The sequence below is a fragment of the Streptomyces albus subsp. albus genome (assembly GCF_000725885.1).
Classification (GTDB): Bacteria; Actinomycetota; Actinomycetes; order Streptomycetales; family Streptomycetaceae; genus Streptomyces; species Streptomyces albus.
Genome location: NZ_JODR01000018.1, coordinates 156,886 through 170,226, shown reverse-complemented (window position 1 = coordinate 170,226; position 13,341 = coordinate 156,886). Strand labels below are relative to the sequence as shown.

General features: G+C 74.4%; 9 protein-coding genes. 6 read left to right on the top strand and 3 right to left on the bottom strand.

Annotated features, from left to right (window positions below):
• Positions 1-78: 78 nt before the first annotated feature.
• Entirely contained in the window at positions 79-927 is an 849-nt protein-coding gene (locus IO40_RS0121600) for a metallophosphoesterase family protein (RefSeq protein WP_016470789.1), read from the top strand.
• A 6-nt stretch (positions 928-933) separates the two neighbouring features.
• Here IO40_RS0121600 and IO40_RS0121595 read toward each other — a convergent pair whose 3' ends face one another.
• From IO40_RS0121595 to IO40_RS0121585, 3 genes are read right to left on the bottom strand one after another with little or no spacing between them, the layout of a single operon-like run.
• Complete coding sequence (locus IO40_RS0121595) at positions 934-3,114, bottom strand: DUF6297 family protein (protein WP_135566880.1); 2,181 nt, start codon at positions 3,112-3,114, stop codon at positions 934-936.
• A gap of 44 nt (positions 3,115-3,158) precedes the next feature.
• Positions 3,159-3,923, bottom strand: a complete 765-nt coding sequence (locus IO40_RS0121590) for an ABC transporter ATP-binding protein (RefSeq protein ID WP_016470787.1) — start codon at positions 3,921-3,923, stop codon at positions 3,159-3,161.
• 37 nt (positions 3,924-3,960) lie between these two features.
• Positions 3,961-4,443, bottom strand: a complete 483-nt coding sequence (locus IO40_RS0121585; protein WP_016470786.1) for a GNAT family N-acetyltransferase — start codon at positions 4,441-4,443, stop codon at positions 3,961-3,963.
• A gap of 268 nt (positions 4,444-4,711) precedes the next feature.
• On the opposite strand from IO40_RS0121585, the gene IO40_RS0121580 reads away from it, so the two are divergent.
• Genes IO40_RS0121580 through IO40_RS38015 form a run of 5 tightly spaced genes read left to right on the top strand, consistent with a single transcriptional unit; the run spans position 4,712 to position 13,263 of the window.
• Positions 4,712-7,099, top strand: a complete 2,388-nt coding sequence (locus IO40_RS0121580) for a fibronectin type III domain-containing protein (protein ID WP_016470785.1) — start codon at positions 4,712-4,714, stop codon at positions 7,097-7,099.
• On the top strand, positions 7,090-8,091 hold the full coding sequence (locus tag IO40_RS0121575; RefSeq protein WP_016470784.1) for an AAA family ATPase: 1,002 nt from the start codon (positions 7,090-7,092) through the stop codon (positions 8,089-8,091). Before IO40_RS0121580 ends, IO40_RS0121575 begins: the two co-directional genes overlap by 10 nt.
• Positions 8,091-9,269, top strand: a complete 1,179-nt coding sequence (locus IO40_RS0121570) for a DUF58 domain-containing protein (RefSeq protein WP_016470783.1) — start codon at positions 8,091-8,093, stop codon at positions 9,267-9,269. Before IO40_RS0121575 ends, IO40_RS0121570 begins: the two co-directional genes overlap by 1 nt.
• A complete protein-coding gene (locus tag IO40_RS0121565) occupies positions 9,266-11,704 on the top strand; it encodes a transglutaminase TgpA family protein (protein WP_016470782.1) in 2,439 nt (812 codons plus the stop codon). The genes IO40_RS0121570 and IO40_RS0121565 overlap by 4 nt, the downstream gene beginning before the upstream one ends.
• The gene (locus IO40_RS38015; protein ID WP_106967428.1) at positions 11,701-13,263 is read left to right on the top strand and encodes a serine/threonine-protein kinase; all 1,563 of its coding nucleotides are present in this window, start codon (positions 11,701-11,703) and stop codon (positions 13,261-13,263) included. The genes IO40_RS0121565 and IO40_RS38015 overlap by 4 nt, the downstream gene beginning before the upstream one ends.
• Positions 13,264-13,341: the final 78 nt, after the last annotated feature.

Here is a 13,341-nt window from a genome sequence, read left to right as displayed (position 1 = left end):
CTGCGCCGCGGGGGTCCCGGCGGTTATCGTCGGGGCGGCACAGGGACGGCGTGGGCCATCAGGGGGGGGGAATGCCGTATGACATCGGGCCGAGGCCGCCTGCTGGCGGTGAGCGATCTGCACGTGGGCATGGCCGACAACAGACCGGTCACCGAGTCACTGCGTCCCCACACGGACGAGGACTGGCTGATCGTGGCCGGAGACGTCGCCGAGATCTTCGCCGACATCGAATGGGGACTGCGCCTGCTGGCCGAACGGTTCGCCCGCGTCATCTGGACACCCGGCAACCACGAACTGTGGACCCCGCGCGGCGACGCCGTCCAGTTGCGGGGCGCCGCCCGGTACGCGCGCCTGGTCGAACTGTGCCGCTCCCTGGGCATCCTGACGCCCGAGGACCCCTATGCGCGCTGGTCGGGCCCGGACGGCGAGGTGGTGATCGCGCCGCTGTTCCTGCTGTACGACTACACCTTCCGAGTACGCGGGACGCGCACCAAGGAGGAGTCACTGGCCCGGGCCCACGAGGCCGGTGTCGTGTGCACCGACGAGTATCTGCTCCACCCCGACCCCTACCCGACGATCGACGCCTGGTGCCGCGAGCGGGTGGCGGCCACCCGGCGGCGCCTCGACGCTCTTGACGCGGACACCCCTGTCGTCCTGGCCGGCCACTGGCCGCTGCTGCGGGAGCCGACCGACGTCATGTGGTACCCCGAGTTCGCCCAGTGGTGCGGTACGGAACTGACGGCCGACTGGCACACCGCCTACAACGTGGCCGCCGTCGTCTACGGCCATCTGCACATCCCCCGCACCACGTACCACGACGGGGTCCGCTTCGAAGAGGTCTCCGTCGGCTACCCGCGGGAATGGCGCCGCCGGGGGCACCCGCGCGGGCTGCTGAGGCAGATCCTGCCGGCCCCGGCGGCCGGCTGAAACCGCTCAGCCGGCCGGCCGCACCAGCGCCTTCGCACGCCGCACGACAGCGAACAGCAACACCGCGGTCACCCCCGCGGCAACCACCACGGGCCGTACGAGGGACGAGACCGGCGCCCCCGCGTCGAGGACTCCGCCCAGCCCGAGAGCGGCCGTCAACGGCCCCACGGCGGACACGAACGGAGCCGCGTACCAGCCGAGGAAGACGAAGACACTGGCGTCACCGGCGGGCGTCACCAGCCCCAGCGACAGCAGTTCCGTACGCACCGGTCCGCGCGCCGCCGCCAGCACCGCCGCGGCGGCGAACGGCGGTACGCACAGCGGCATCAGCAGCAGTGCCCGGCCGCCGCCCTGCAGCGCGAACGGCACGGCAGCCGCCAGCGCGAGCAGCACACCGGCCGCCACCGGCACCAGCACGTGCATGAGCAGCAGAGTGGGCAGCCGGAACGGTGACCACGAGGAGCGCCGCAGATCGTCCGTCTCCAGCCGCGCGGTCTCCGCGAGTCTGGCCACGCCCAGCCAGCCGAGCGCCAGCGCGGCAGCCAGCACGATCAGCCGGGTTCCCCCGTCCAGCGCCACCGCGAGGGCGGCCGTGCCGGCACCGGCGCCCAGCCACAGCGCGGCGGCGACGAGCCGCTCCGGTGCGCGCAGCAGGGCGAGGGCGTCCCGCCACACGACGGCGAGCCGGCGCGAGCGCGGCACCCGCAGCCGGCGGCGTGCGCCGGTGGTGCCACCTGCGAGGGCTTCGGTGACGGCGAGCCGCGCGGCGCGCAGTTCGGCGGACCACAGCACGGACGTCACGGTGGCGACGGTCGCGGCGCGGGCCCGCAGCCGCCGGGTCGGCACCGTCCCCGCCGCCTTGTCGGCGTGCAGCACGGCCGCCGACGCGGCGACGGCCAGCAGCGCGACGGCCACCGGCCAGCCGGGCGCCTGCCCCGTCACGGCGTGCACCACCGGCAGCGCCGCCCACCCCCAGGGGCCGGACCACAGTTCGGCCGTCTCCAGGACCGTCGACCGGTGGCCCGCCGCAGCCCACGCCGCCTGCCCCGCGAGCAGGGCAACCGCCAGCAGGACGTACGGCGTCAGAGCGCGCACCCGGTCCGCCGCCCGCCCGCTGCGCTCCACCTGGAGGGCGAGCGCGGCGGCCAGCGGCGGCAGGCACACACCGGCGGGCGCACACAGCGCCAGCGCCTCCCCCAGCCCGGCCAGCCCGGTCAGCCGCAGCAGCACCGCACCGCCGACGGCGCACAGCGCACCGGCGGCCGTCAGCAGGCCCAGCGTCCACCGGAACACCGGCCGCAGCATCCGTTCCCGGCGCAACGGCTGGGACAGCAGCCACGACAGGTCGGGGCGCGAGACCAGCACGGGGCCGCGCCACAGGGCGTCCCGCGCGGCGAGCAGCGCCAGCCCGCAGGCCAGCAGCAGGAGTACGGCCGGCAGGGCCCGCCGGAGCGCCTCGGTCACACCGTCCTGCGCGGCGAGGTGTTCCAGGTCGCGCACGAAGCGGTAGCCCAGGGTGCTCCCGTAGCCGACGGCGAACAGCAGCGCCACGTATCCGCTGACGGCCAGATCGCGGCGGCGCTGCCCACGGTGGGCCCGCCGCTTGTCCCGCAGCAGGCGCAGCGTCTCCTCGGTACGGTCGTCCTCCGGGCCCCAGGCGGCACCGTCGTCGTCCTCCTCGTCGGTGGACGGACCGTCAGGGCCGGTCCCGTCGCCGGCCGCGTCGGCGGAGTCGTCGGCCGTGCGCGCGCTCCCGGGGCCGGGAAAGGCGCGCGGTGCGGCGCCGTCATCCTCGTCGCGGGAGGGAGCGTTGTGGCCGGGGCCGGTCTCGTGGGCGTCCTCGCGCGCCTCCTCGCGGATGTCCACGTGAGCGTCCTCGCGGAGGTCCACGTCGGCGTCGCGTGTACTGCGCCCGCCCTGCGCACTCTTGCGGCCCGCTCCGGGCGCACCTTGCGAGCGGGTGTCCGTGCCGGTCTCCGGGCCGGTGGCCCGCTCCGGGGCCGCGCCGGTGGCCTGGCCAGTGCCCGGAACGGCACCGGAGGCAGCGGGCGTGACCGCGCGGGTGGCCGAGTCGGCGCGGGTGGCCGTGTCCGGGCCGGTGCCGTCCGTGCCGGACCCGGCCGCCTCGCCCGGCGGCACCGCACCGTCCACCGGCACCGCACCGCGCGGCGGTACCGAACTGTCCACCGGTGCCGCTCCGTCCGGTTGCCGGGACCGGCCGGCGGTCCCCGTCATCCGGCACCTCCGAGGGCACCCGGAGCCACCGGTTCCTGGGCGCTGTCGAGCACGTCGGGGCCGCCCTCGGCGATGATGCGGCCGTCCTCCAGCACCAGTACGTGATCGGCCACGGCACGCGCGAGTTCGACCTGGTGGGTGGCCAGGAGCACGGCCACCCCGTCGTTCTTCTCGGCCACCAGGAGTGCGGCGAGCCGGGTGCGGGCGCCCGGGTCGAGCCGCTGCTCGGGCTCGTCCAGGACGAGCAGGTCACGGGGGCGGACGAGTGCGGCGGCCAGTTGGAGGGCCTGTGTCTGCCCGGAGGAGAGCGCGGAGGGCAGTTGGTCGGCGTGGCCCGCCAGGCGCCGGTCGGCCAGCACCTGGTCGATCCAGGCGCCGGCGTCGGCCACGTCGTGCGCGACGGTGATCAGCTCCAGGTGCTCCCGGACGGTCAGGTCCGGGTAGAAGGCCACCGTGTCCCCGGTGACGGCGACACGGGCGCGGACCTGCGGATCGTCCTCGTCGACGGGACGCCCGTCGAACAGCGCCGTCCCCGTTGTGGGCCGGTCCCGGCCGCAGGCCAGGCGCAGCAGTGTGGACTTGCCGGAGCCGTTGTGCCCGAACAGGACGGTGCACCGGCCCGCGGCCAGTTCCAGGTCGAGAGGATGGAGTGCCTGCCGCTCGCCGTAGCGGCGGCTGACGCCGGTGAGCCGCAGCAGCACCGGGTGCTCTCCCCCCTCGCCCGCGCCGTGGTCCTGCGGGCGCGTGCGTTCCTCCGTCATGAGCCGGTTCCCCCTCGTGTGCGTTCCGTCTGCCCGGTCATCCGTTCCGGGTGCCGGGCCGGTGCAGGACGTGGACGATCACGTCGTGCCCCAGGAAGCGGTCGCGCCGCCCCGGTGTGAACCCCAGCCGGGCCGCGACCTTCGCGGAGGCCGTGTTGGCGGGGTCGATCATGGCGGTGAAGTAGGGCACGTCCAGTGCGGCGAACCCCCACTCCAGGCAGGCCCGTGCCGCCTCGGTGGCGTACCCCTGCCCCCAGGCGGATCGGCGGAAGGTCCAGCCGGCTTCGACCTCGTCGAAGACTTCCCAGTGGTTGAGGCCGCAGCGCCCGAGGAAGGCGCCCGTCTCCTTCAGTTCCACGGCGCACACTCCGTGTCCGCGCTCGTCCCACTGCTGTTCGATCTCCGCGAGCCGCTGCCGGGCCTGTTCGCGGGTGTAGGCCGGTACGAAGCGGGTCACTTCGGGGTCGGCGTGCAGGTCGACGAACGGGTCGAGATCGTCCGCGGTCAGCGGACGCAGCACGAGCCGCTCGGTCTCGAGGAGCGGACCGGAGTTCCCCGGTCCGTAAGGTCTGGTGCGGACGTATCCATGGCGGTCATGCTCTCAGAACGCCGTACCGGCCCTCCGGCCGGTCGGAACCGGTGCGTAACGGATTGTCGGTGCCGCGCGTCATACTCCTGTCACAGCCCGGCGCCATGCGCTGACCCTGGAAGCGGTGAGTTGGTTAATCTGCATGGGCAGCGCGTCGTGTGCGGCGTGCGGGTGCGGATCTGACGGGGAGGGGACGTCGATGCCGGAGACTCGGGGGAGCTCCGATGAGGGCCGGACGCCGGGGCTGCGTCCACGGCGGCTGGTCGACGACACCACGAAGGACGAGGAGGAGCGCGGCCCGCGGGGCCTGGCCGCGCTCCGAGCGCGCTGCGCGGCGCTCGCCGCGGCGGCGTGGGCGGCGGTACGCCCGACCAGACGCCGCGCGACGGGTTACATCGCGCTGTGTTCGGTGGGCGCGCTGGTGGGCACATCGGTCGTGGTCGGTTCCGGCAAGGCGGGCGCGGTGCCCGATCTGGCCGACATCGGCGCGTGGCTGACGAGTTCGCGCACGGGAGAGGCCGCGCACGCCAACGGGCTGACGGGTGACGTGGACGGCAAGGTGAAACTGCCCGGCATGACCGATCATCCGGTCTCCGTCTCGCAGGACGGCAAGACGGTCCTGGTGCTGGACGAGAAGACGGGCAAGCTGGTGCGAATCGACCCGTCGCAGCTGACGGTCGAGCAGTCCTCCCGCTACGGCGCCGGGCTCCAGTTGGTCTCCGGCGGCAAGTACGCGTATCTCGTCGATCCCGTCAAGGCACAGGTGCAGCGCATCGATCCGGTGCGCACGACACCGATCGGCGCTCCGGTGGACCTGGGCGCGGGGCCGCTGGGCAAGGCCGTGGCGGACCCGAAGGGAACGCTGTGGGTGCCGGTGCCCCGCAAGGGCACGGTGGTGCCCTTCCCCCACGGCAAGAAGGCGCGGGGCATCAAGGTGGCGTCCGGCGGTGGCAGGCCGGAGTCGCTGCTGATGACCCTCGCCGACGGCCGGCCGGTGGTGACCGACACCAGGGCGGGCACGGTCACGGTGCTGCGGCACACCGGGCGCGGGATGCGTTTCCAGCTGCCGGACGCAATCACCAAGGCCCCGGCGGACGCGGTGCTGGTGCCGTCCGCGACGGCCGGTGACGTGGTGCCGGTGCTGGCCCGCACCTCGGGCCGCATGTCGCTGGTCAACACCCGTACGGGCTCGCTGCTGAGCGCCTCGCTGGGCTCGGGCAGCCACGACTACGGCACTCCGCAGGTGCTCGGCTCCAAGGTCTACGTGCCCGACCACACCAACGGCACGCTGAAGGTGTACGACACGGAGGCCGCCGCGATCACCGAGCCGGTGAAGGTGACCGGCAAGCGGGGCAAGCTGAGCCTGTTCGTCCGCGACGGTCTGCTGTGGGTCAACGACGAGGACAACGAGACCGCCGTCGTCATCAACTCCTCGGGCCGCGTCAACCGCGTCCACAAGTACGACACGGATGTGCCCTCGGGCCGTAAACGTGACGAGGACACCCCGTCCGGCGACGACGCCAGGCGCGATCCCGACCCGGGCCGCGACGCACCGGACACCGCGCCGCAGGCGCCCAGCGGGCCGGGCCGGGACGAGTCCCCCTCGGGGCCGGACGGGCCGGCCGGGAAGCCCGACAAGGGCGGCGCCGCGCGCAAGCCGGTGCCCCCGGAGAAGCCGCAGCCGCCCGAGAAACCGAAGGACGAGGAGGAGCCCGAGAAGCCGAAGGACGAGGAGGAGCCTGCCAGGACGGAGCCGCCGGGCACCCCGCAGGCGCAGTCCGGCCCGGGCACCGTCACGGTCACTTTCGCGCCCTCGCCCGGTGTGAAGCCCACCGGCTACCGGCTGGAGGGTGCGCCGGCCGGTGCCGAGGTGAAGCCGGGCAAGGTCGGTCCCGACGGCCCGTTCACCTTCGAGGTGAAGGGTGGTTCCTGTGACCAGCAGTACAGCTTCTCGGTGGTGGCCGAGTTCGCGGGCGGTGAGACGGCGGAGTCGGGCCGGTCCGTGCCGACCCGTCCGTGTGTGGCGCCGGGCGCACCGCAGAACGTGAAGACGGCATTCCCGCAGGGCGGCCGGGGCATCGACCTGAGCTGGCAGGCGCCGGCGAACGCGGGGAACGGCACCAAGTACGCGGTCAGCGGTACCGGTTTCGCCGCGCAGAACGACCTGGCCCGGCCGCGGGCGGCACTGCGCGGGCTGAAGAACAACCGGACCTACGACATCACCGTCGCCGCCCGCAACGCGGCCGGGGCGGGCGGCACCACGCCGGTGCGGGTGGACCTGTCGAACGTGCGCAACCTGCGCATCGCCGACAACGTCGCCGACGGCAATGAGGTCGGTATCCGTTCGGTGCCCTCCACGAAGGAAGGCGGGCGCCTGGGCGAGGTGCCCCCTGGCGAGACACCACCGATAAAGGTGATCTGCCAGGTCAAGGGCACGGAGGAGACGCACGACTCCTTCGGCTGGAAGAGCGACATCTGGGACCGCATCGAGTGGGAGGGCAAGACCGCGTATGTGAGCGACCTGTGGGTGTCCACCACCAGGCACAAGGAAGGGCAGTTCTCACCGGAGGTGTGGCAGTGCGACTAGAAAACAACCAACCGGCTGCCACGACCGCCTCCCCGGAGGCCGTCGCGCTGCTCGCCCAGTGCTTCCACGCCCTGGGGGACAACATCGAGCGCGTCGTCAAGGGCAAACGCGACACGGTCGAACTCGCCCTGGTGTGCCTGTTCTCCGAAGGCCATCTGCTGATCGAGGACGTGCCCGGCACCGGCAAGACGACCCTGGCCCGCTGTCTGGCGGCCTCGCTGGAAGCCGACTGGCACCGGGTGCAGTTCACTCCCGACCTGCTGCCCTCGGACATCACCGGGGTGACGGTCTACCGGCAGAACACCGGCACCTTCGAGTTCCTGCCCGGCCCGGTGTTCGCGAACATCGTGCTCGGCGACGAGATCAACCGCGCCTCGCCCAAGACGCAGTCGGCGATGCTGGAGGTGATGGAGGAGCGGCAGGTCACCGCGGACGGCAGCACCCATCCGGTGCCCCGCCCCTTCATGGTGATCGCCACCCAGAACTCGGTGGACATGGGCGGCACCTACCCGCTGCCCGAGGCGCAGCTCGACCGGTTCCTGATGCAGGTCACTCTCGGCTACCCGGACCACGCATCCGAGGTCGCCGTGCTCTCGGGCGCCGCCTCCCAGACGAGCATCGAGCAGCTGCCGACGATCGCGACGGGCCGGCACATAGCGGAGTTCATCCAGGTCGCCCGGCAGATCCAGGTGGCGCCGCAGCTCTACGACTATCTGGTGCGGGTGGTGGCGGCCACCCGGTCGCTGCCCGAGGTGCGGCTGGGCGCCAGCCCTCGCGGGTCGGTGGCCCTGCTGCGCGCAGTACGGGTGCGGGCCGCTTCGCAGGGACGTACGTACGCGCTGCCGGAGGACGTGAAGGCGCTGGCGGGCCCGGTGCTGGCGCACCGGCTCATCCTGACACCGGAGGCCGAACTGAGCGGACGCTGCGGCGCCGATGTCATCGCCGAGGCCCTGGCGACCGTCCCGGTACCGCAGGCGGGAGCCCCGGTCTGATGCTGTCGCCGACGGGTTGGGGGGCACTGGTCGGCGGCGCGGCACTCACGGGGGTCGGGTACGGGTTCGGCTACACGGAGGCGGCCGTGCTGGGGCTGGCCGGTCTGCTGGCGGTGGCCGTCGCCCTGCTGTGGACGGGGCGTGCGCCGCGGCTGGCGGTACGCCGCCGGGTGACACCGCGGAAGGTGGCGCGCGGTGACCGGGCGGAGGGCACGGTCGTTCTGACCAGCGCCCAGGGCCGTACCCGGCGCGGTCTGGAGCTGACCGACATGTGCGGGGACACGCCGCTGACCCTGCACGTGCCGCCGCTCGCGCAGGGGGCCGCGCACACGGTGCGGTACGCGCTGCCCACCGAACGGCGCGGCCGGATCACCCTGGGGCCGCTGCGGCTGGAGCGTACGGATCCGCTCGGACTCGCCCGCCGGGTGCGGGTGTTCGGCCCGCGCGAGGGGGGCACGGACACGCTGCTGGTGCGTCCCCGGGTGTGTCTGCTGCCCGTCCTGCCCTCCGGTACGGCCCACCATATGGAGGGGCCGACCTCGGACACGGCGGACGAGGGCTCGCTGACCTTCCACGCGCTGCGCGAGTACGTCCTCGGTGACGATCTGCGCCGGGTGCACTGGCGGTCCTCGGCGCGGACGGGCACGCTGATGGTCAAACAGCTGGTGGACGTCTCCTTGCCGCACACCACGCTGGTGCTCGACACCCGGGCCGCCGCCTACCGGACGGAGGACGATTTCGAACTCGCCGTGGACAGCGCCGCCTCGGTGGCGTACGCGGCGGCACGCTCCCACTTCCCGGTCGACGTGCTGAGCGAGACCGGCCCGGTGCTGCGCACGGACGGCGCCGGCGGCAACGACGCGGAGGCACTGCTGGACCGCCTCGCGCTGGTGCGGCGCTCCGCGCAGGCGTCGGCGGCCGGCGCCTTCGACGAACTGGAGCGCTCCCGCCGCCGCGGCTCCCTGATCGTCGTCACCGGCACGGGAGACACCACCGGGCTGGCGGCGCTGGAGCGGGTGCGCCGCCGCTTCGACCGGACGGTGGTGCTGCGGGCCGGGGCCGACGCGGCGGACGAGCCGCCGCAGCCGCACCACAGTCCGGGCGGTGAGGTGCCGCAGCTGCGCATCACGGGGCCGGACGCACTGCTGGCCGCCTGGCGTCGGGAGGCCGTGCGATGAGTCCCGCACCTCGTGCCACGGCCGTGCCCGGGCTGCGGCCCGCAGGACACGACGGCCCGTCATGGGCGCCGCCCCGGCCCGACGCCCCCGGCTCGGCTCCCCCTCCGGCGGCCGTGCCCGGGGCGCGCGACGGCGGCGGCACGGGCGGCGGGGGCGCCCCGGAGGGCGTGACGGCCTCGCCGACCGCGCCGCGCCGGCTCCCGCTGACACGCCGTCTGTGGTCGCTGCTGCCGCTGGCCGGTGTGCTGGCCTGCGCGGGGCTGGGCTTCCACCGGGTGTTCGGTCCGGCCCCGCTGCTGCCGGTGCTGGCGGTCGCGGTCGTGGGGCCGATGGCGGTGGCCACCGGATTGTTCCTGGGGCAGAGCCGCAAGGGCCGTCAGGCGCCGCTGTGGCCGTCGCTGGTGCTGGGCTGCGTGGTGTGGCTGGTGGTGGTGTGCGCCACGCTGTTCAGGGACGCGGCCGGCGGGCTGCCGACCGGCGGTGCGGTGGCGAAGGCGGCAGCCGCGCTGCTGGACTCGCCGCACGCGATCCTCACGACCATCCTGCCGGCGCCCGCGGGCGGGGAGTACCTGGTGCTGCCGCACGCGGTGGTGTGGCTGGCCGGGCTGGCCGCCACGGAGCTGGCGTTGCGTACCCGCGGGCCGCTGTTGCCGGCCCTCCCCGCCGTGCCGGCCTTCGGTTCCGCGCTCGTACTGGGCGTGGACGGCCCCGGCTCCAACACGCTGCCGGCGGCCGGTCTGGTGGCCTGCACGGCGCTGCTGGTGCTGCTGCGTTCCGGGGCGGCCCGGCGCGGCACGGTACGCATGCTGGGGACGGGACTGCCGGTCGTCGCGGTGGTGGCGCTCGCCGCGACGCTGCTGGGGCCGCGACTGCCCGGGCTGTCCGCCCGTGAACCGTTCGACCTGCGGCAGGACGTGCGCCCGCCCACCGTCCGCCCCCAGTCCACGAGCCCCCTCGACCAGATGTCGGCGTGGATGCAGCACCCGGAGACCCGGCTGTTCACCGCGCGGACGACGGCGGAGCACAACTGGCGGCTGGCGGTGCTGGACCGCTACGACGGTGTGAAGTGGACCTCGGGGGCCGAACTGGCCCGCTCGGGCGGCCGGGTGCCGCCCGAGCGGGGCGCCGTTTCGGGGCGGCGGGAGCGAGTGGAGCAGCACGTCACGGTGCAGAATCTGCCGGGCATCTGGCTGCCGGCGGCCGACCGGCCCGCCTCGGTGGAGGTCACCAAGGGCTCGGCACGGCTGGCGGTCGATCCGGCGAGCGGTGTGGTGGCCGTCGGCAAGGGCGGGGCGACGGGGTCACGCACCAACCGGGGGCTGTCGTACACGGCGGTGTCGCAGGTGCCCGTCCCCGAAGCGAAGCGGTTGCAGTACGCGGCGGTTCACGAATCGTCCGCCTACACGTCGCTGCCCCGTACCGACGCGGCGGGCAAACCGGTCAAGGCCGTGGAGACGTTCCGGCAGCTGGCGGCCATCGCCACCTCGGGCAGCAGCTATCCGTACCAGCAGGCGTACGAACTGGCCACCTGGCTGCGGGAGCACTACCGCTTCGATCCCCGGGCGGTGCCGGGGCACGCCTACCGGAACCTGGAGTTCTTCCTCACCACGGGAAAGCACGGAACCTCCGAGCAGTTCGCCGCCTCGTTCGCCGTGATGGCCCGCACGCTGGGGCTGCCGACACGGGTGGCGGTCGGTTTCCGCGCGGACGAGGACGGCGGAAAGGGCGGCACCCGCCAGGTGCGGGGGCAGGACGCGCTCGCCTGGCCGGAGGTGCGCTTCCAAGGTGTCGGCTGGGTGCCGTTCTATCCGACGCCGGGGCAGACTTCCCAGGACGGCTCCACGGTGCCGCCCGCCGGCCGGCCCAAGGAGCGCGAGAAGGCGGACCGGGACATCGCCGAGCAGCCGCGGCCCTCGGTGCCGCCGGTCCGGCAGGACGACACCGACCGCTCCGGCCGGGCGGCCGGCTCCGGCGGCGGGTTGCCCGTCTGGGTGTACGCGCTGTCGGCGGCCCTGCTGGCGGCAGTGGCGTACTGCGGTTTCGCGGCCTGGGTGCCGTACGTCACGCGCCGGCGGCGCCGCCGTGCGCGTGATCCCGGGCAGCGGGTGCTGGGCGCCTGGCAGCAGATCGTCGACCGACTCACCGAGATCGGACTGCCGGCCACCGCCGCGCACACCGCGACGGAGGTGGCGTCCTTCGGTGCGGCCCGGATCGGGGGCAGTGGCAGCGAGCAACTGCCGGCGCTCGCCCGGCTGGTGAACGAGGTCGGCTACGGCGGGCGGGTGCCCGACGAGGCCACCGCGGAGGCGGCCTGGCGGCACTGCGATGCGATCGAACAGGTCGTGACCCGTACGGTGCCGCGCCGGGAACGCGTCAGGCGGGCGCTGCGTCCGCTCACGTTGCTACGTCACAGCCGAGCAGGAGCACGCCAGTGAATGTGACGCCCAGTTGGGGCCCTGCCGAGGGGACGGCCGGTGCGGCTACCCCAGCCGCGCCCCTGCACGTGCCCGGTCCGCACCCCTGGAACGGCGCCCCGCCCGCTGCCGCACCGGGCCGCGCGCCGGGTGCCGTCCCCGTGCTGCCGGACGGTTACGAGCCGGGACGCGTGCTGTCGGCGGGCCCGCGTGGCACCGTCGTGCAGTGCCGGGAGACCTCCAGTGGCCGGGAGGTGGCCGTCAGGGTGCTGCCGCCCACCGTGGACGATCCCGCGCGCCGTCTGGCCGCGCACTCCGAACTGCTGGCGGCAGGAGCGGCGGCCAGGCACCCGTGCGCGGTGACCGTCCGGGACGCGGGTTTCACCTCCGCCGGGCAGCCGTATGTGGTGGAGGATCTCTGCCGTGGGGGCTCGGCGCAGGACCGGCTTGCCGCCGGCGGGCCGTTCCCCGTGGAGGACGTGCTGGTCGTCGGCGTGCGGCTGGCCCTGGCGCTGCACTCGGCGCACCGGCGCGGCGTGCTCCACCTGGATGTGCGCCCGGCGAACGTCCTCCACCACGATGCGCGCGGCCCGCTGCTGGCCGGGCACGCGCTCGGCAGGGTGGTGCAGCGTGCGGCGCCCTCCCAGGGGGCGGTGTTCGACCCGGCGTACGCGGCGCGGGAGTTGTTCGGCTGGGAGGCGCCGGGCCCGGCCGCCGACGTGTACGCGCTCGGTGCCACGCTGTTCGCGCTGCTGGCGGGGGCGCCGGCCCGTGAATCAGCGGTGCGCCAGGGCGGTGCCGCCCTGTACGAGGCCGTCATGACAGGCGGCCTGCCGCGTCCGCCGCGCGGGGACGTCCCGGAGCCGCTGTTCGCGCTGCTGCACCGGATGACGGCCCCGCACGCGGAGGGCCGCCCTCCGCTGACCGAGGTCCACGAGGTGCTGCGGTCCCTGCTTCCCGTCAGCCGCGCCGCGCAGGTGCCCGACCTCCAGCCGGAGGCCGAACCGGCGGTGCCGCTGCCCGGCTGGGACCCGGCCGACGACGCGCTGACGGAGCCGCCGCCCGTGGTGGACGACGATCCGGACTCGCCCGAGGCCGTCGCCCGTCGCCGCCGGGTCCGCAACCGGGTGCTGGCCGCGTGCGGCGCCCTGCTGCTGGTGGCCGGTGCGGGGGCGGCGCTCTTCCTGGTGCGGGCGGCGGGCGGGGGCGGGGAGCCCGCGGCGGACGGCCCGTCCAAGCGTCCCGCCGGCTCGGCCCACCCGCTGCCCAAGGGGCAGGTTCCCGACTTCCAGGCGCAGAACGTGAAGGTCACCCGCGTCGGACAGCAGGTGCAGGTGGTCTGGGACGCCCCGAAGAAGCCTCAGCCGGTGTACGGGTACGCCATCACGGCACAGTCCGCCGACGGCCGCACCGTCAAGGTCAAGAACACCAACGCCGACGAGCCGACCGTCGTCTTCTCCTCACCGCCTGTCGAGCCGGGTTCCTGCTATGTGGTGACCTCCCTCGTCCAGACGGCCGACGGCAGCGTCGGGCTGGCGTCGGCGGAGTCGGTGTGCGACAAGGGGGAGCGGCAGGACTGAGCGGGAACGCCGCGGGAGCGTCGAGCGTCTTGAACATGCGTGTGTGGTAGGAGCGTCGTGCGAACGGCGGGCGGCCCG